We start from the raw sequence: 19,351 nt of genomic DNA on the forward strand, positions 1-19,351 counted from the left end.
ATCGCCGCGGAGGTTGTCCACAGAATCGATTCGACCTCCACCATTCCGCTGGCTGCTGCCGCCGGGTAGGTTTTGTTCATGGTCTTTACCCATTCCCTTCCGCTCGTGCCAGCGCCCGTGTCCGCCACCGCAGGAGAGGGACGGATGCCGATCACCGCGACGACGCGTGTGCTCGGCCCCTCCCCCGCCGCGACCCAGCTGATCGAGGCGGTCGAGCGACGCAGCGGCATCCGCCTCTCTCACTCGGACGCGGCCCCGGCCGACATCGAGCTCCGCGTCGACCCGGCCGTGGCCGCCGCCGAGGGCTACACGCTCTCCGTCGGCGACGGCGCGGTCGTCGTCGGCGCCGACGAGGCCGGCCTGTTCTACGGCGTGCAGACCCTGCTGCAGCTGTTCCGCGAGGACGAGAGCGGATGGGGCTTCCTGCGCTCCGAGGTGCAGGATGCTCCGCGGTTCGGTCGTCGCGGCGTCATGCTCGACGTCGCCCGGCACTTCTTCGACGTGGCCGAGGTGAAGACCTTCATCGACAGCACCAGTGCGCTGAAGTTCAACCACCTGCACCTGCACCTGAGCGACGACCAGGGCTGGCGCATCCACATCGACTCGTGGCCGCTCCTCACCGAGCTCTCCTCCGCCACCTCGGTCGACGGCCACCCCGGCGGCTTCTACACGAAGGACGACTACCGCGAGATCGTGTCGTACGCGGCAGAGCGCCACATGATCGTGATCCCCGAGATAGACCTGCCGGGCCACACGCATGCCATCGGCGTCGCGTACCCCGATCTCGTCGAGCCGCCGGTGCTGAACGACGGCCTCGTCGCCGAATCCGCGAGACTCGGGCAGCCGCTGCCCGTCGCCGGGGAGACGTACCTGGGCTGGGGCGTCGGCCACTCCAGCGTCCGCATCCACGAGGAGCGCACCTACGAGTTCGTCCGCGACGTCGTCCGCGAGCTCGCCGAGCTCACGCCCGGACCGTACATCCACGTCGGCGGAGACGAATCGCTCGGCACCCCGCAGGCGGACTTCGACCTGTTCGCCGAACGCGTCACCGCCATCGTCTTCGCCGAGGGCAAGACGCCGGTCGCCTGGCACGAGATGGGCTCGGCAGCCGAGATCGCCGAGGGAACGGTCGGCCAGTACTGGGGCAAGACCACACCGGAGGGCACCCACGCCGAGGAGGCGACCCACTTCGTCGAACGCGGTGGCGCGCTGATCATGTCTGCCGCCGACGTCGCCTACCTCGACATGAAGTACTCGGAGGACTTCCCCCTCGGGCTGACCTGGGCGGCGATCATCGACGTCCGCTCGGCCTATGAATGGGAGCCGACCGCGGTACTCGAGATCCCGGATGCCGCCATCCTCGGCATCGAGGCTCCGCTCTGGTCCGAGACCACGCGCACGCTGAGCGACGTCGAGAAGCTCGTCTTCCCGCGCGCCGCCGCGCAGGCGGAGATCGCATGGTCGCCGAAGGAGGCGCCCGACCGCGTCTGGTCGTCGTTCCGCGAGCGGCTCGGCTCCCTCGCCCCGCTGTGGAAGGCTGAGGGAGTCGATTTCCACCCCGCCGACGAGATCCCCTGGAGCGAACGTTGAGCATCCACTCCTCCGCGACCGGCTCGCTGGTCATCCATTCCGCCCGCATCGTCGACCGCGGCGAGATCGTCGAAGACGGCTGGGTCCGCTTCGCGGACGGCGAGATCGTCGGACGCGGGACGGGGACGACCTGGGAACCCGCGGATGAGACGATCGACGCCGCCGAGCTCGCCGGCCCCGGCGCCGTGCTCACCCCCGGTTTCGTCGACATCCACGGGCACGGCGGAGCCGGAGCCGCGTTCGACGACGGCGTGGAGGCCATCCGTACCGGGCGCGCCCTGCATCGCGCTCACGGTACGACCCGCGCGGTGATCTCGCTCGTGACGGCACCCCTGGACGATCTCGCCCGCAGCGTCGCGACGATCGCCGACCTCATGGAGACGGATGCCGACATCCTCGGCATCCACCTGGAGGGTCCCTTCCTCGATCCCGCCCACCACGGCGCCCACGAGCCCTCGCTCCTCAGGGCACCGGCGGCCGATGATGTCGCCCGCCTCCTCGAAGCCGGGCGCGGCACCGTCCGTCAGGTGACGATCGCCCCGGAACTGCCGGGCGGACTCGACGCGATCCGACAGATCGTCGCCGCAGGCTCGGCAGCGGCGGTCGGGCACACGAGCGCGGATGCGACGATGGCGGTCGCCGCCTTCGAAGCGGGCGCATCGATCCTCACGCATGCGTTCAACGCGATGCCGGGCATCCACCACCGCGCACCCGGTCCCGTGCTCGCCGCCGCGGCGGATCACCGCGTGATCCTCGAGGCGATCGCCGACAACGTGCACCTCGATCCTCACGTGATCAAGCTGATCTTCGACTCCGCTCCGGGACGCGTGGCACTGATCACCGACGCGATGGCCGCCGCCGGCAGCGCCGACGGCCATTACGACCTCGGCGCCGTGAGCGTCACGGTCGAGAACGGCGTGGCCCGCGCCGACGACACCGGCTCGATCGCGGGCTCGACCCTGACGCAGGACGTGGCGCTGCGCCGAGCGGTCGATGCGGGTGCCGTGCTGCCGGAGGCCGTTCGAGCACTCACCGAGACGCCGGCGCGGGCGATCGGCCGCGACGCCGTGCTCGGCAGCCTCCGCGCCGGCATGACCGCGGATGCGGTGCTGCTGGATGCAGAACTGCGCGTCGCGCGTGTCTGGGTGGGACCGCGGCTCCGCTGACAGGAACCGCATCTCGCGACGACGCGCAGCTCTGAGCACTCCGGTCGATCCGACGACGGGGCGGGAGGCCGCCTCTCCCCAGATCGGCGGCCTCATCCCCCTCACAGAGAGGGGGGCCGAGAACTCCTCCCCCGAGGCTCTCGACCCACCCAGCCGGTGCAGTTGCCCCTCGCACCAGCGCCTGAACTCCGCCCCCCGGTGGAATTCGTACGGCTGTCTCTATGGGATGAGACGACGCCGACGCCGATTCATTACGCGACTTCTCAGATTTTCCTGGAATCTTTTCTCGACGATCCGGAGAAATTAGTCCAGACCTGGGATTTATCCACGAAAAGATTCTGCCGGCGAGATCCCGCCGAGGGGTGGCCAAGCTGGGAGATCCGGGAGAGAATGGAAAGACGCGTGATGAGATCCACTCTCGCGCGTCTCTTCCTGTGGAGGCGTTCCTGCGCCCCAGGAGCGATGGATGACAGTGCACGAACAGAACTCACACCACGACGAACCGATCGGCGACGCCGACCTGATCCTCCGCGCCCGCTCGGGCGACACGGAGGCCTTCGGTGAGCTCTGGCGACGCCACTACCCGTCCGGCCTGTCCGTCGCGCGCTCCATCACCTCGTCGATCGACCCCGACGACCTCGTGCAGGAGTCGTACACGCGCATCTACCAGGCGATCATCAAGGGCGGCGGCCCGAACGGGTCGTTCCGCGCCTACCTGTTCACGAGCATCCGCAACACGGCGGCGGCATGGGGCCGGTCGCGTCGGGAGACCGCGATCGACGAGCTCGACACCGTCGCCGACCCGGACACCACCGACCAGGCAGCCAACGAGGCACTCGATCGCAGCCTGACCGCGCAGGCCTTCCGCAGCCTTCCCTCCCGCTGGCAGGAGGTGCTCTGGTACACCGAGATCGAGCAGATGAAGCCGCAAGAGGTGGGCCCGCTCCTCGGCATGAAGTCCGGCGCCGTCTCGCAGCTGGCCTTCCGGGCCCGCGAAGGTCTTCGTGAGGCGTGGATCCAGGCTCACCTGCGCAGCGCCGCTGAGGGGTCGGACTGTCAGTGGACGATCGAGCACCTCGGCGCATACTCGCGGGGCAACCTCGGTACACGTGATCACAAGCGACTCGAGCTCCACCTCGACGAGTGTGCGCGCTGCATGATCGTCGCCGCCGAGGCGAAAGACGTGTCGAAGCGGCTCGCCCTCGTCCTGCTGCCTCTCGTGCTGGGCGTCACCGGCGCCGCGGGGTACCTCGCCACGCTGCAGGGCGGCGGAACGCCGATCGTCGCTCTCGCCGCGATGCCCTCGAGCATCCCCGGCAGCGTTTTCGCCGGCGACCCCGGCGCCGCGGCCCTCGGCGCGGGCGCCGGCAGCGGTGCAGCCGGTTCGAGCGGCACGGCGGGCGGCGGCGCGGGTGTCGCGACCGGTGCCGGCACCTCCGGCGGCGTGCTCACCGGGATGGGTGCCCTCGTCGGCGCGGGCTCGGCTGCTCTGGTCGTCGCCGGCGTCGTCGCCGCGGCGACGATCATCCCCGGCCTGGCGGGCGCCGATCCATCGACCTCCCTCCCCAGTGCCGCCGACGCGGACTCGTCGTCGATCACGTCCGACGTCGGACCCGACGCGTCGATGAACCTCGAAGAGCCGGTCGTCATCGCGCCGGTGACGAAGCCCGACGCGACGCCGCCCCCGCCGGCGGATGAGACCGCGGTGCGGTCGACTCCGGAGCAGAACGGCCCGGTCGTCGCCCCGCCGGCGCCTCCGGTGACGGCTCCCGACCCGGAGGACGACGTCGATCCCACGGACCCGACCGACCCGACCGACCCGACCGATCCGACCGATCCCACGGACCCGACCGACCCGACGGATCCCACGGACCCGACCGATCCCACGGACCCGACCGATCCCACCGATCCCACGGACCCGACCGACCCGACCGATCCCACGGACCCGACCGATCCCACCGATCCGACAGACCCCGGAGTGCCGACCACCGCGCCCTCCTGGTCCGCCGCCACGATCTGGTTCGAAGGTCTGCGCATCCACTACAGCGTGCCGATCACGGGCGTTCCCGGAGCGACCGTGGAGGCGCTGCTCGACGGGAGCCGTGGCGGAGGAGACGAGATCGTTCTCGACTCCCTCGGCCAGGGAACGATCGATCTGCGGCCCGGTCTGGCCCAGCTGGTGTTCGCATCCGACACGACGGTGACCTTCCGCTACGTGCTCGCCGACGGCATCGGCCCCTCCGCCGACACGACGTTGCGCGCACTGGGCAATCCCCTCCTCGTCGACGCGGATGCGGCTCCGGTCGCGGAAGCCACGCCCCTCGACGACAGCGCCGCAGGCGTCCCTGCCGGAGAGCCTGTCGAGACGGCCGCCCCGGTGGAGGTCGCCCCCGCCTCGGCGGAGGAGGCTCCGGCTCCGGTCGAGACCGATCCCGCCCCTGTCGAGACGGAACCGGCTCCTGTCGAGACGGAACCTGCCCCTGTCGAGTCCGCACCCGCGGTCGTCGAGCCGACACCGACCGTCGACGCCGCCCTCGCCCCGGTGGACGAGGCCCTCGCCACGACCGAGGGGTCCGCACCCGCCGAATAGACTGGGAGCATGCCCCAGGATTCCGCACCCGTCCCCGGCGTCGACCGTCCGGTCATCACCGCTCTCGACATCGTCCGCGCCGTCGTGCTGGTCGTCGCGGTGGCATCCCTCGCCCTGTGGGGCTTCGCCAGCTGGTCGCTTCCGTGGAACGTCATCGCCGGTGTGGGTGCGCCGGTCGTCGTCCTCCTGGTGTGGGCTCTGTTCCTCTCCCCGCGCCCTGTTCTGCGAGTGCACCCATTCCTCCGTGCCGCCGTCGAGCTCTTCATCTACGTGGGCGTCACGATCGCCTGGTGGTCGATGGGCCAGGCGCTCATCGGCACCGCGTTCGCCCTGGTCGCGATCGTCACCGGCGTCCTCAGCGGTCGACGCGCCCTGTCGTGAAGACGCGGTCATGACCGCACTGTCGCTGCTGCAGGAGGCGCTCGGCCCGCTCGTCGACGTGAGCGATGCGACGCTCGAAGAGGCGCGCGCCGACCGCTCCGGGCACGCCGCCGTCGGTCGCCCGCTCGCGGTCGTGCACGCGGAGACCGTGGACCACGTGCAGCAGACCATGCGGATCGCCACCGCCACCCGCACACCCGTGGTCGTCCGCGGCGCGGGCACGGGGCTGGCCGGTGCGGCCAACGCCGGCGAAGGAGAGATCGTGCTCTCCACCCGACGGATGGACGCGATCCTCGAGGTGCGCCCCGACGACCTGCTCGCCGTCGTCGAACCCGGCATCCTCAACGCCGACCTCAACGACCGTCTCGCGGTCTCCGGCGTGTGGTGGGCGCCCGACCCCGCCAGCCGCGACATCTCGACCGTCGGCGGCAACATCGCGACCGGCGCGGGCGGACTGCTCTGCGCCAAGTACGGCGTCGTGCGCGACGCAGTGCTCGGCGTCGACCTGGTGCTCGCCGACGGCCGCCTGCTGCACCTCGGGCACCGCAGCGTCAAAGGCGTGACGGGCCTCGACCTCACCTCGCTGGTGATCGGCTCGGAGGGCACGCTCGGCGTCGTCGTCGGCGCCACGCTGAAGCTGCGCCGCCTCGTCGCGGGTGACGTCTGCACCCTCACCGCGACCTTCCCCGGCGTGCGGGCCGCGGCCTCGGCATCCGCTGCGGTCACCGCCGCCGGCGTGCAGCCGGCGATCATGGAGCTGATGGATGCCGCGAGCCTCGCCGCCGTCCACGCCCTGCTCGATCTGCCGGCCCCCGCTGTCGGCGCAGCCCAGCTCACCATCCGCACCGACGGCCCCGCGGCCGCCGCGGAGGCCGAGACGATCGCCGGGATCCTGCGCGATCACGGCGGGCTCACGACCGTCGCCCGCGACCGCGAGGACGGCGAGCGGCTTCTCGCGATCCGGCGCTCGATGCACGCGGCGATGGCCTCTCTCGGCACCACGCTGATCGAAGACGTCTCGGTGCCGCGCAGCGCGATGCCGGCCATGTTCGACGAGATCGCGCGCATCGAGCGCGATTTCGGGCTCACGATCCCCACGGTCGCCCACGCCGGCGACGGCAACCTGCATCCGAACTTCATCTTCGAGGGGTCCGAGACTCCGGCGCACGTCTGGGCGGCCGCGGACGAGCTGTTCCGCGCGGCGATCCGCCTCGGCGGCACCCTGACCGGCGAGCACGGCATCGGCGTGCTGAAGCGTCGCTGGCTCGCCGATGAGCTCGGCGACGACCAGTGGCGGCTGCAGCGGCAGATCGCGGCCGTGTTCGACCCGCTCGGCATCCTCAATCCCGGAAAGGTCTTCGAGCCCGATGCCTGATATCCATGTGAGCGCCGCCGTGATCGTCGACGACGACGGGCGCGTGCTCGTCGTGCGCAAGCAGGGCACGACGAGGTTCATGCAGCCCGGCGGCAAGCCGGAGCCCGGTGAATCCCCCGCGCAGACGCTGATCCGCGAACTGCACGAAGAGCTCGGGCTGCTCCTCGACGAGGCCGACCTCCAGCCGCTCGGCACGTTCATCTCCGAGGCGGCCAACGAACCCGGTCATCGTGTGGTCGCCGAGGCGTTCGCGACCTCGATCGACCCCGAGGCGGTGTCGGTGCAGGCCGAGCTCGCCGAACTGCGCTGGATCACTCCGTCTGACGTGGCGACGCTGCCGCTCGCCCCGCTCAGCCTCGAGCATCTGCTGCCCATCGCCTGGCCGGCGCAGGCGCGCTAGGGCGCTCCCGCTAGATGCCCTGCCAGGCGGGCTTGTTGGCGAACGTGTACCGGTAGTAGTCGGCGAGACGGAGGCGGGATGCCGCCGCCTCATCGACGACCACCGTGGCGTGCGGGTGCAGCTGGATCGCAGAGCCGGGGAGGAAGGCCGTGAGCGGCCCCTCGACCGCGTCGGCGACCGCCTGCGCCTTGCCCTCTCCGAACGCGAGGAGCACGAGGTGGCGCGCCTTCAGGATGGTTCCGAGTCCCTGCGTGATGCAGTGCCGCGGCACGTCGTCGATGGAGTCGAAGAAGCGCGCATTGTCCTCGCGGGTCTGCTCCGTGAGCGTCTTCACACGGGTCTGCGAGGCGAAGGAGGATCCGGGCTCGTTGAAGCCGATGTGCCCGTCGGTGCCGATCCCGAGGATCTGCAGGTCCACCCCTCCTGCTGCGGCGATCGCGGCCTCGTAGTCGTCACCGGCGTGCTGGATCGTCGCCTCGGCGCCGTTGGGCACGTGGATGCGCTGCGGATCCAGGCCGAGCGGCTCGACCACCTCGCGCGTGATCACCGAGCGGTAGCTCTCGGGGTGCGCGGGGTCGATGCCGACGTACTCGTCCAGCGCGAAGCCGCGGACCTGCGAGACATCGTGACCGGCGAGCTGTGTGCGCAGCGCGAGATAGACGGGCAGCGGGGTGGAGCCCGTGGCGAGACCCAGCACCGCGTCGGGGCGGCGCTCGATGAGCTCGACGATCTCGGTGGCGACAAGCGCGCCGGCGGCTGCCGCGTTCTCGACGATGACGACCTCAGCCATGGGGGACGATCTCCTTCTCGGGGACGGAGGCGCCGACCAGAGCGGCGCCGAAGGCAGCCGCGGGAGAACCCGCGGAGAGCAGTTCGATTCTCTCATCCAGGCGCAGCGACCGCATGAACGGTGACGCCTCGGCGCCGGCGTGCAGTGCGGCGCGGATGCCGTCCTCGAGCCGCGCTCCGAGCGCCGTGAGTCCACCGCCGATGACCACCGTCTCGACGTCGGCGGACAGCACGAGGACGCGGACGGCGGCGGCGGCGCCGTGGTACAGGTCGTCGCGGAGCGCCGACGCGTCGGCGTCTCCGGCGTCCGCCGCATCGAAGATGTCCCTGATCGGGAGTGCGCCGGGGCGCCCCCACGCCTTCGCGAGGGCACCTCCCCCGCAGAACGTCTCGATGCAGCCGAACTGTCCGCATCCGCACAGGCGGCCGTGCGGGTCGACCGAGATGTGTCCGACCTCGCCCGCCGTGCCGCGCGAACCGCGCCAGATGCGTCCGTCGATCACGATGCCCGCCGCGACGCCCGTCCCGAGGTTGAGGTAGGCCATGGAGCCGGCGACGCCGCTGAGGACGGCAGCCCCGAGGGCGGCGGCCTTGACGTCGTTCTCGACACGGAAGGGGATGCCGAGCACCTGCTCGGCACGTGCGGCGAGATCGAGCGATTCGACGCCGAGGTTGACCGCATGGTCGACGCGCCCCTGCGCCACGTCGACGAGGCCGGGGATGCCGATGCCGACGGACCCGATGTCCGCGACGGGGAACCCCGTCTCGTCGGCGAGCGCGGTGACGGCCATGACGATGCTCTCGACCACCGCGTCATCGCCCCAGCCGGTCGAACGGCGGATGCGGCCGAGGATGTCACCAGAGCCGTCGACGGCGACCGCGTCGATCTTCGTCCCGCCGACGTCCAGGCCCACTCGAATCTGCCGACCTGCCCGGTCGACGTTCTGTGCCCCGGTCATCGGATGGCGCTTGTGTCTGTCGTGCGGGCGGCGCGGGTCACGACACTCCCAGCTGTCCGGAGAGCACCATCACCGCGGTCCCGCGCAGCACGATGTCGTCCTGATGCGTGCGGCGCACCACGACGTCTTCGAAGACGCCCTCGAGCGTGCGCGCGTGCAGGGTCTCGATGGCGGCGTCGATGAGGATCCCGTCGAGCAGATCGGCGGGGCCAGAGAGCACGACCTCGGACAGGTCGAGGGCCGCGACGATCGGGGCGATGGCGATCGCCATGCGCGTTCCCGAATCGCGGAGGATCTCGTCGCGCGCGGCGGGGTCGGCCGCGAGCGCCTGGCGCATGCGGCTGACGCTGAGCCACGCTTCGAGGCAGCCGTCCTTGCCGCAGGCGCAGCGCGGACCGCCGTCGGTCCCGACGACGACGTGCCCGATCTCCCCCGCGGCGAATCGGCTGCCGAGGAGGGGCTGGCTGCCCGTGATGAGGCCGGCACCCACACCGCGCCCGAGCTTGATCAGCATGAAGTCGGCCTTGGCGTCGCCGAACGTGTACTCGGCGAGCACGGCCGCGTTGGCGTCGTTGCGGGCGAGCACCGGCAGGTCGAGATCGACGCTGAGCTTGGCCTCGAGCGGGAAGTTCGACCATCCGAGGTTCGGCGAGCTGAGCACGACGCCGTCGGGGCGGACGACACCGGGCGTGCCGATGCCGACGCCCAGCAGCGGCTGCGTCGATGCGGCGACGAGGGTGCGCGCGAGCTCGAGCGTCGCCGCGTACACGGCGTCCCCGTCCGGGGATTCCGGGCGGGCGACCTCGCGTCGCTCGAGGACATCCCCGTCGAGGCTGAGCACGGCACCCTCGAATGCGGTCGGACCGGACAGGTCGAGACCGAGGATCTGGTGCCCGATGCGGTCGATGTCGATCAGGATCGGAGGCTTGCCGGGGCCGACGGCCTCGCGCACACCCATCTCGATGACGATCCCGTCGGCGATGAACTCGGCGACCAGGTCGGAGATGGTGACCCGGGTCAGTCCTGTCTCACGCGAGAGGTCGGCGCGGCTCATCGCTCCGGCGTGGTAGAGCGTCTGCAGGACGAGCGCACGGTTGTGCCCGCGCGCGTGCTCGGGGAGCACCTTGGACCGGGAGCGAAGGTGCCGGCCGGGGCCGAAGGCGTGCGCATTCGCACCGCCGTACTCCGACGGCGATGCGGCACGCTGTTCATCCGAAACGGACATGTTTGTTAGTAGACCTTACGAACAAAATTTGCGCAACCTCTGCCGCGAGGCGGGCGGCGAGGGTTACCGAAACGTTACATTACTTTCGAGGCAGGACAGGGCGGGAATCCGAGAGCTCCACGAGGCGGGCGACCAGCCCCGCGACGATCGCCTCCCGCGCCTTGACCGTGAGCGGCTTGCCCGGCACTCCGGGGCGCCTCTGGTCCGGCGCAGGACCGTCCAGGGGCCGGTACCGCACCCCGGAGGCCTGCAGACGGCGCAGGTGCGTCGTCAGGCGGCGTCCGAAGTCAGCATAGGGCTCCGGTTCCCCACCCGCCCAGAGGCGTTCGGCGATCGCCGCGAGCCGCGGGAACATCGCGAAGTCGACGCGGTCGGGAGTGGGCAGATGCTCGCTCCACACGTTCGCCTGACCGCCGACCGCGCCGTCCTCGATGCGCAGGGTGTAGGCGCGCTCGATGCTCAGCGGCGGTCCGACGCGGATGGGCTCCTCCGCCGACTCCGACTGGGGGTAGTCCAGGTACACCTCCAGGTCGGGGCACGCCACGACCGGGATGCCGCGCGCGAGCGCCTCCCGCATCGCGACAGGACCCCGCCAGGCGAGGATGCGGACGCCCTCGGGGACCTCGCCCTCGAGCACCTCGTCCCACGCCAGCGCGGTGCGCCCGCGGCTGCGGACATGTGCGACGAACTGGGCCGTGAACCACGGCTGCACGTCGTGGGGCGTCGCGAGGCCGAGCTCGCGCATCCGCTCGGCGGCCGCGGGGCTCTGCGCCCACTCGGTGACGGGCACCTCGTCGCCGCCGATGCCGATCCATTCGGCGTCGAACGCCTCGCACAGTGCGTCGATCGCCGCACGGCCGAACGCCAGTGACGCCTCGGTCGGGGCGAGCGTGCGCGGATTGACGCCGAAGCGCTCCCAGGGCGCCGTCACCGGTTCGCCGACATCGGTGTTGCCCAGCTCGGGATACGCCGCGAGGCCGGCCTGGATGTGGCCGGGCAGCTCGACCTCCGGCACGAGCGTCACGAAGCGCTCGGCCGCGTAGGCGACGAGCTCACGCAGCTGGGCGGTCGTGTAGAACCCCTCGTGGATGCCGGGTTCGACGGTCGCGAGCGGACCGTGTCCCCGCTGCGTCGACGATCGGCGGGAGCCGACCTCGGTGAGCCGCGGGTAGCCGGGAACCTCGAAGCGCCAGCCCTGATCGTCGGTGAGGTGCAGATGGAGCACGTTCAGGTGGTGGTCCGCGAGGAGGTCGATGAGGCGTCGCACCTCGTCGACCGGGCGGAAGTGACGTGCCACGTCGAGCATCACCCCGCGCCAGCCGTACGCGGGCGCCCCCTGCCACACGCCCGCGGGCAGCGTCGCCGACGCGGCGTCCGGGTCGCGCAGCTGTCGCAGGGTCGTGGCCCCCCGGAAGACGCCCGCCGCGCTCGCTCCCCGGATCTCGACGCCGTCGGCGGCGATGGTCAGGCGGAACGCCTCCTCGCCGATCCGCTCGCCCTCCACGACCTCGGCGGCGATGCCCTCGTCGATCACGAGCCGGATCGGCGGCGCGTCCTCGACGGCCGCTCCCCCGCCCAGCCGGGCGACGGATGCGGACAGTCCCGGCTCCGCGACGATCGGCGTCGCCGGCCCCCAGGAGAACACGGGAGCGGCCGGATCGATGCGGGAGTCGATGCGCGGAACCGTCGCACGGTGCGCGGGCGGCGGCATCCGCAGCGCTCGCCCCGGCGTCGCGCCCGTGACCTGCCCGTCCGACAGCACGGGAACACCGCCGATGAGCACCTCCAGGATGCCGATCGGCGCCTCGAGCGGCCGCTCGAAGGTCGCGCCGGCGGCGACCGTCTGCGGGTCGAACAGCACGAGGTCGGCGATCGCCCCCTCGCGGATGATGCCGCGTGGCGCGTCGCCGCGGTCCAGGCCCAGCCGTGCGGCCGGGGTGCCTGCCAGATGCCGCACCGCCTCCTCGAGGGTGAGGACGCCGAGCTCGCGCACGTAGTGCCCGAGGTAGCGGGGGAAGGTCCCCCGCCCGCGCGGGTGCGGGCGGGCGCCGATCAGGATCCCGTCGCTGCCGCCGGTGTGACGCGGATGCCGCATGATGGCGCGGACGTTCTCCTCGTCGCCGATGTGCATCAGGATGCCGGTGGCGCCGGCATCCGCGGTGATCGTGTCGAGCACGACGTCGACCGCTCGACGGCCCGTCGTCGCGGCGATCTCGGCGACCGTGCGACCGACCAGCTCCGCGAGGGCCGGATCGGCCGCGCCTGAGATCTGGATCGCCGACCAGTCGGCCTTCTCGCCGTGGAAGCCGTCGCAGCCGATCTCCTCGAGCTCCACCCGCACGGCTTCCCTGCCGGCCGCGTCGAGCGCCGCGATCGCTCCGAGCAGGTCGCCCGTCGCGGCGAGCCTGCTGGGCAGCAGAGCGGCCAGTGTCGTGGCGCCGGGGAGGTAGGGGTAGGTGTCAAGCGTCACGTCGACGCCGTCGGCGATCGCCGCGTCGACCAGGGAGAGCAGCTCGTCGGCACGCCCGCGGTTCGGGGCGAAGTTCATCGTCGCGTGGGTCAGGTGGATCGGGCAGCCCGTGCGCCGGCCGATGTCGAGCGCCTCGCGGTAGGCGTCGAGCGCTCCCGCGCCGTAGCTGCGCGTGTGCGGGGCCCAGTAGCCGCCACGCTCGGCGACCACACGGCACAGTGCCTCGAGCTCGTCGGTGTCCGCATACATGCCGGGCGTGTACGTGAGGCCGCTCGACATCCCGAAGGCACCGGCGTCCAGCGCCTGGCCGAGCATCGCCGACATGGTCGAGACCTCGTCCGACGTGGCGCGACGGTTCGCGTGTCCGACGACCATCATGCGGAGGTTCCCCTGCGGCACGAGCACAGCGGCGTTCCCGACCGTCGCGGTGTCGATCGCCGCGAGCAGGTCGTCCATCGTGCGCCAGGGCGCGGTGGCGGGCGTCCCGTTCCAGCCGGCGATCTGCGCGGGGATGACGGATGCCGTGGCCTCGTCCAGCGGCGCGTATCCGAGGCCGTCCTGACCGAGCACCTCGGTCGTCACACCCTGGCGGATCTTGGCGTCGTGCGCGACGCCGGTGAGGACCGCGAGGTCGCTGTGCGCGTGCATGTCGATGAAGCCCGGCGCGAGGACGAGCCCGGTCGCGTCGACCTCGATCGCGCCCTCCGGCAGTTCGAGGTCGAGCGACGGGGCATCCGTGCCCTTCACGATCGCGACGATCCTGGCGCCCTCGACCGCGACGTCGGCCGTGTACCGCCGCGAGCCGGTGCCGTCGACGACGGTCGCTCCGCGATACACCCGCACGCGGCCTGCTGCCGCCTTCTCCGCACTCAGAAGCATGTCGCGACCGCTCCGATCACCCGGGGGTCCGCGGCGTCGGGATCGTCGATGACGGCGACCACCTTCCACTTGTCGAAGGCCGTGCACGGATGCGAGAGACCGAGCCGCACCACGTCCCCGACGTCGACCGTCGCTCCGTCGGAGAGACGGAGGAAGGCGTGCTGGTCGTTGAGGGCCGTGATCTCGCCGTCCACCGACTGCGGCACCGGGAGATCGAGATCGAAGGGCACATCGCGTCGCCCGGCGTCGAGCAGAGCCAGGCTCTCCTCCGGCTGCGAGACCACCCGCGCCCACGCATGCATCGCGGACCGGAGCGGCGCCGTGCCGGTGAGCGGTCCGAACGGCGACATCCGGCTGTAGAAGCCGTCGTCATGGATCTGGAACGCCCCCGACCGCAGCACCACGTCGGCTCCCTCGCTCCGCGTCAGCACCGCGGCGGCGCGGTCGGGGAAGGAGCTGCCTCCGGCGCTGACCACTGGCCGGAGACCGTCGGGATAGGCGAGACGCTCGTGCAGCTCGATCAGCGTCTGCAGATATCCGTCGACCGCCGCGACCGATGCGTCGCTGCGGTCGGGGCCGAACGGCCCCTCGTAGCCGGCGACGCCCGCGAGGCGCAGTCCGGGGGCGCCGGAGATCGCCGCGGCGATCCGCTCCCCCTCCTCGACGGTGCGCGCGCCGGTGCGTCCGTGGGCGCCGCCGAGTTCGACGAGGACATCGAGCGGCCGGGCGGCGTCCGCGAGCGCGCCCGCCAGGATCTCCACCCCGGCGACGGAGTCGGCCCAGCACAGGATGCGCAGTCCCGCGTCGGCCGCGAGGAGCTCGCCGAGCCGCGCCGCGGCCGCGGCATCCGTCACGGCGTTCGCGATCAACACGGTCGGCACGCCGGCGTCGACGGCGACCTCGGCCTGCCAGGGCGTCGCGACGGAGATCCCCCACGCGCCGGCGTCGAGCAGTCGCTGCCACAGCGCGGGCGCCATCGTCGTCTTGCCGTGGGGGGCGAGCACGACACCCTGCGCCCTTGCCCAGGAGAAGACGGTGTCCTCGTTGTGAGCGAGCGCGCTCTCCTGCACCGTGAGCACCGGCGTGACCAGGTCGGAGAGACGCAGATCCGCGTCCGCGACCTCCGACAGCCGCAGCCCGGATGCGCGGGCCGGGAAGCCCTTCGCCCAGGCGCCGAGAACAGGATCCGGAATTTGTAGAGGCACCTAACAAGGCTACTAGGGTGGAACCATGACCGCGAAGACCCGAGTTTCCACCGACGCAGCCCCCGCCCCCGCGCACACCTTCTCGCAGGGCGTCCGGAAGGGCCCCATCGTGCAGGTCTCCGGCCAGGGCCCGGTCCACCCCGAGACGAACGAGTACCTCTTCCCCGGCGACGTCGCCGCGCAGACGACCCGCACCCTCGAGAACGTCAAGGCGATCGTCGAGGCATCGGGCGCCACGTTCGACGACGTGGTCATGCTGCGCGTCTACCTCACCACGCGCGAGGACTTCCCCCTCATGAACGAGGCGTACGGCGCCTTCGTGACCGCCCACACCACGAGCGGCGTGCTCCCCGCGCGCACCACCGTGTTCACAGGTCTGCCCCGCGAGGAGATGCTCGTCGAGATCGACGGACTCGCCGTCATCTCCTGACCCGGGGGCCCGCCGAGCGAGCCCCCCATACACCGTTGCCTCCCCGTTACCTGCCATCACGTACTATTGAGCATCAGGACACGTGAGAACCGGGGGGTGAAGTTCGTGACCGATGTGATCTCAGTACCGAGCGCAGCACAGGCGCATGGCGACGACGATGCGGCCACGGCCGTCATCGCACCCACCGACGCACCCACCGATTCCCTGCCGCCCACGACCGGCGATCAGCCGCTCGCCTGGGCGCCGATGGAGCCGGCGCCGAAGAAGCGCCGCCTCGGGCTCTGGATCGGTCTCGGCCTCGGTGTCGTCGCCATCGGCGCGGGCGCCGCATCCATGGTCCTCATCGCTCCGGGAACGACCGTCGCCGGCATCCCCGTCGGCTGGATGACGCCGGGCGCCGCGGCCGACGCGATCAACGCCCACCTCGCCGAGACAGAGGTCGTCCTCACGGGCGACGGCGAGGGCACCGTGCTGACCGGAGCCGACCTCGGCGCCGCCGTCGACGCGACGGCTCTCGCCGACAAGGCGTTCGCCACGGCACCGATGTGGAACCTCGGCGCCTGGATGGGCGAGCCGGTCCCGGCCGACATCTCCTTCGACACCGCGCAGGCGACGAGCGCGCTGCGCGCCGCCGTGCCGACCAGCTTCGAAGACCCGGTCGACGCCGGCGTCGCCTTCGACGCGGCCACCGCCTCCTACGTGACCACGCCGGCCGAGGCCGGAACCGGCATCGACGTGGGCGAGCTCAACGCCGCATTCGTCGACGCCGTCGCCGGTGGCAGCAAGACTCTCGAGTTCCCCGGAGGCCCGGCCGAGGCTCCGGCCGCCGTCTCCGACGAAGACGCCGCCGCGATGGCCGCGAAGATGAACACGCTGCTCACCACCATCGGCTTCTACGTCGGCGCCGAGCGCACCGTGCCGATCGACGCGGCCACCGCCGCCAGCTGGATGACGGTCGTGGATGACAACGGCCAGCTGCGCATCGAGGCCGACGCACAGGCGATCAGCTCGACCTCCGATTACCTCGCGCTCGTCGTCGACCGCGCACCGGTCAGCGCCACGAGCATCGTCGATTCGGGCGGCAACGTCCTCCGTGAGGAGCAGGCCGGTGTCACCGGCCGCACGGTCGGCGACACCTCCGACGTGGCGGAGAAGTTCGCCCAGCAGCTCGCCGCCGGCGATGGCGTCTTCGCACTCTCGGTCACCGAGGTCCCCTTCGAGACCGTCACGCTCTTCCGGCGGATCGACGTCGACCTCGGCGCGCAGCGCGCCACGCTGTATGAGAACGGCGCCGTCGTGGAGTCGTGGGCGATCTCCTCCGGTCTGGACGCGACTCCCACCCCGACCGGGAACTTCACCGTGTTCGCGCACACCGAGATCCAGGACATGATCGGCACGGACTACGTCACCAAGGATGTCCCGTGGAACACCTGGTTCGCGCCGGACATCGCCTTCCACGGCGCCTATTGGCACAACAACTTCGGCAACCAGATGAGTCACGGATGCGTGAACATGCCCATCTCGGTCGCGAAGTACGTCTACGACTGGGCGCCCGTCGGCCTCGAGGTCTCGGTCCACCACTGAGCGGACGTCTCCTCGCGAGACGCACGCGAAAGGGGCCGGATGCGATTCGCATCCGGCCCCTTTCGTGTGTTCGTCAGCGCAGGGCGTCGACGATGCCGTTCAGCGTGGCCGACGGACGCATGACCGCCTCGACGAGCGCGTCGTCCGGGCGGTAGTAGCCGCCGATCTCGACGGGCTTGCCCTGCACGGCGTTGAGCTCGGACACGATGGTCGCCTCGTTCTCCGCGAGGGTCGCGGCGATCGGCGCGAACGACGCCGCGAGTTCGGCATCCTTCGTCTGCGCAGCCAGCTCCTGAGCCCAGTAGAGGCTGAGGTAGAAGTGGCTGCCGCGGTTGTCGATCGTGCCGAGAGCGCGGCCCGGGGAACGGTCCTCCTCGAGGAACGTGCCGGTCGCGGCATCCAGCGTCTCGGCGAGGACACGGGCCTTCTCGTTGCCCGTGCGGTCCGCGAAGTGCTCGAGCGACGCCGCCAGCGCGAAGAACTCGCCCAGGGAATCCCACCGGAGGTAGTTCTCCTCCACCAGCTGCTGCACGTGCTTCGGCGCCGAGCCGCCGGCACCCGTCTCGAACAGACCGCCGCCCGCGAGGAGCGGAACGATCGAGAGCATCTTGGCGCTCGTGCCCACCTCGAGGATCGGGAACAGGTCGGTCAGGTAGTCGCGCAGCACGTTGCCGGTGACCGAGATCGTGTCCAGACCGTGGCGCATGCGCGCGAGCGTGTAGCGCGTGGCCTCCTCGGGCGCGAGGATCGTGATCGTCAGCCCCTTGGTGTCGAGCGTCGCGAGGCCCTGGTGCACCTTCGCGATGATCTGAGCGTCGTGCGAGCGGTTCGCGTCGAGCCAGAACACGGCCGGCACGCCGGTCGCCCGTGCGCGTGACACGGCGAGCCGCACCCAGTCCATCACCGGGATGTGCTTGGTCTGCGTCGCGCGCCAGATGTCGCCCTTGCCGACCCGGTGCTCGATCAGCACGGTGCCTTCGCCGTCGAGGACCTGGACGATGCCGTCCGAGGCGATCTCGAACGTCTTGTCGTGGCTGCCGTACTCCTCGGCAGCCTGCGCCATCAGGCCCACGTTCGGCACGGTGCCGATCGTGGCGGGGTCCAGCGGACCGTTCGCGATGACGTCGTCGAGCACGGCCTGGTAGACGCTCGCGTACGAGGAGTCCGGGATGACCGCGAGCGTGTCCGCCTCGCCGCCGTCCTTGCCCCAGAGCTTGCCGCCGTTGCGCACGAGCGCGGGCATCGATGCATCGACGATCACGTCGCTCGGCACGTGGAGGTTCGTGATCCCCTTGTCGGAGTTCACGTACGACAGTGCCGGGCCTTCGGCGATGGCCTTGTCGAACGCTGCGGCGATCTCGTCGCCGCCTGCCACGTTCGCGAGGCCGGTGAGGATCGAGCCGAGACCGTCGTTGGCGCTGAGGCCCGCGGCGGCGAGCTGCTCGCCGTACTGCGCGAACACATCCGTGAAGAACGCCCGCACGACGTGGCCGAAGATGATCGGGTCGCTGACCTTCATCATCGTCGCCTTGAGGTGCACCGAGTACAGGATGCCGTCGGCCTTCGCGATCTTCAGCGTCTCGTCGAGGAACGCGTCGAGGTCGGCGGCCGAGAGGAACGTCGCGTCGATGATCTCGCGCGGAAGGACCTTCAGGCCCTCCTTGAGCACGGTGACCGTGCCGTCCTCCGCCGTGTGGCGGAAGCTCAGGACGTCGTCGTGCGCGGCGACCCAGGAGCGCTCGTTGCTCTTGAAGTCATCGTGACCCATCGTCGCGACGCGGGTCTTCGAGCCCTCCGCGAACGGCTTGTTGCGGTGCGGGTGCTTCTTGGCGTAGTTCTTCACCGCCAGCGGCGCGCGGCGGTCGCTGTTGCCCTCGCGGAGCACCGGGTTGACCGCCGAGCCCTTGATGCGGTCGTAGCGCGCCCGCACGTCCTTCTCCTCCAGCGAGGAGGGCTCGTCCGGGAAGTCCGGGATGTCGTACCCCTGCTGCTGGAGCTCGGCGATCGCGCCCTTCAGCTGCGGGATGGACGCCGAGATGTTCGGCAGCTTGATGATGTTCGCCTCGGGCAGGGTGGCGAGGCCGCCGAGCTCGGCGAGCGAGTCGCCGACCTGCTGCTCTGGGGTGAGCTTCTGCGGGAAGGCGGCGAGGATGCGGCCGGCCAGCGAGATGTCGCGGGTCTCCACCTCGATGCCCGCCTGGCCGGTGTAGGCCTGGATGATCGGCAGGAAGGAGGCGGTGGCAAGGGCCGGCGCCTCGTCGGTGTAGGTGTAGATGATGGCGTCGTCGGTCACCAGGAGGTTCTCCGT

Annotated in this window: 14 protein-coding genes; 8 read left to right on the top strand and 6 right to left on the bottom strand. The window is 71.1% G+C overall.

The features are described from left to right. The first annotated feature begins 78 nt into the window (after positions 1 to 78). The 6 genes from LBN7_RS03500 (at position 79) to LBN7_RS03525 (ending at position 7,502) form a co-directional block, all read left to right on the top strand. Positions 79 to 1,590: a family 20 glycosylhydrolase gene (locus tag LBN7_RS03500; RefSeq protein WP_407360961.1), complete on the top strand. Its 1,512-nt coding sequence runs from the start codon at positions 79 to 81 to the stop codon at positions 1,588 to 1,590. Continuing rightward, positions 1,587 to 2,756: an N-acetylglucosamine-6-phosphate deacetylase gene (gene nagA / locus LBN7_RS03505; protein ID WP_407360962.1), complete on the top strand. Its 1,170-nt coding sequence runs from the start codon at positions 1,587 to 1,589 to the stop codon at positions 2,754 to 2,756. The genes LBN7_RS03500 and nagA overlap by 4 nt, the downstream gene beginning before the upstream one ends. A 466-nt stretch (positions 2,757 to 3,222) precedes the next feature. After that, the gene (locus LBN7_RS03510; RefSeq protein ID WP_407360963.1) at positions 3,223 to 5,346 is read left to right on the top strand and encodes a sigma-70 family RNA polymerase sigma factor; all 2,124 of its coding nucleotides are present in this window, start codon (positions 3,223 to 3,225) and stop codon (positions 5,344 to 5,346) included. A 9-nt stretch (positions 5,347 to 5,355) separates the two neighbouring features. Further along, positions 5,356 to 5,727, top strand: coding sequence for a YrdB family protein (locus LBN7_RS03515; protein ID WP_407360964.1), 372 nt, complete (start codon positions 5,356 to 5,358; stop codon positions 5,725 to 5,727). A gap of 10 nt (positions 5,728 to 5,737) precedes the next feature. Beyond that, positions 5,738 to 7,102, top strand: a complete 1,365-nt coding sequence (locus tag LBN7_RS03520) for an FAD-binding oxidoreductase (RefSeq protein ID WP_407360965.1) — start codon at positions 5,738 to 5,740, stop codon at positions 7,100 to 7,102. Then, positions 7,095 to 7,502, top strand: coding sequence for an NUDIX domain-containing protein (locus LBN7_RS03525; RefSeq protein WP_341946015.1), 408 nt, complete (start codon positions 7,095 to 7,097; stop codon positions 7,500 to 7,502). Before LBN7_RS03520 ends, LBN7_RS03525 begins: the two co-directional genes overlap by 8 nt. Before the next feature lie 10 nt (positions 7,503 to 7,512). Here LBN7_RS03525 and LBN7_RS03530 read toward each other — a convergent pair whose 3' ends face one another. From LBN7_RS03530 to LBN7_RS03550, 5 genes are all read right to left on the bottom strand, one after another. Continuing rightward, the gene (locus LBN7_RS03530) at positions 7,513 to 8,292 is read right to left on the bottom strand and encodes a glucosamine-6-phosphate deaminase (protein ID WP_116634642.1); all 780 of its coding nucleotides are present in this window, start codon (positions 8,290 to 8,292) and stop codon (positions 7,513 to 7,515) included. Then, on the bottom strand, positions 8,285 to 9,250 hold the full coding sequence (locus LBN7_RS03535; RefSeq protein ID WP_407360966.1) for an ROK family protein: 966 nt from the start codon (positions 9,248 to 9,250) through the stop codon (positions 8,285 to 8,287). Before LBN7_RS03535 ends, LBN7_RS03530 begins: the two co-directional genes overlap by 8 nt. A 37-nt stretch (positions 9,251 to 9,287) precedes the next feature. Next, positions 9,288 to 10,475 (bottom strand): ROK family protein, encoded by a 1,188-nt coding sequence (locus LBN7_RS03540; protein WP_407360967.1) that lies wholly within the window; start codon positions 10,473 to 10,475, stop codon positions 9,288 to 9,290. Between the two features lie 79 nt (positions 10,476 to 10,554). Then, a complete protein-coding gene (locus LBN7_RS03545) occupies positions 10,555 to 13,824 on the bottom strand; it encodes a family 20 glycosylhydrolase (RefSeq protein ID WP_407360968.1) in 3,270 nt (1,089 codons plus the stop codon). Further along, the gene (locus LBN7_RS03550; RefSeq protein ID WP_407360969.1) at positions 13,815 to 15,029 is read right to left on the bottom strand and encodes an alanine racemase; all 1,215 of its coding nucleotides are present in this window, start codon (positions 15,027 to 15,029) and stop codon (positions 13,815 to 13,817) included. The genes LBN7_RS03545 and LBN7_RS03550 overlap by 10 nt, the downstream gene beginning before the upstream one ends. A gap of 25 nt (positions 15,030 to 15,054) precedes the next feature. Here LBN7_RS03550 and LBN7_RS03555 point away from each other — a divergent pair, with 25 nt between their 5' ends. Both LBN7_RS03555 and LBN7_RS03560 read left to right on the top strand, forming a co-directional pair. After that, complete coding sequence (locus LBN7_RS03555) at positions 15,055 to 15,459, top strand: RidA family protein (RefSeq protein WP_116634639.1); 405 nt, start codon at positions 15,055 to 15,057, stop codon at positions 15,457 to 15,459. 96 nt (positions 15,460 to 15,555) lie between these two features. After that, positions 15,556 to 17,043 (top strand): L,D-transpeptidase family protein, encoded by a 1,488-nt coding sequence (locus tag LBN7_RS03560; RefSeq protein ID WP_407360970.1) that lies wholly within the window; start codon positions 15,556 to 15,558, stop codon positions 17,041 to 17,043. A 73-nt stretch (positions 17,044 to 17,116) separates the two neighbouring features. On the opposite strand, the gene LBN7_RS03565 is transcribed toward LBN7_RS03560, so the two are convergent. Then, on the bottom strand, positions 17,117 to 19,336 hold the full coding sequence (locus LBN7_RS03565; RefSeq protein WP_407360971.1) for an NADP-dependent isocitrate dehydrogenase: 2,220 nt from the start codon (positions 19,334 to 19,336) through the stop codon (positions 17,117 to 17,119). Positions 19,337 to 19,351: the final 15 nt, after the last annotated feature.

This window comes from Microbacterium sp. LBN7 (genome assembly GCF_045690345.1).
Lineage (GTDB): Bacteria > Actinomycetota > Actinomycetes > Actinomycetales > Microbacteriaceae > Microbacterium.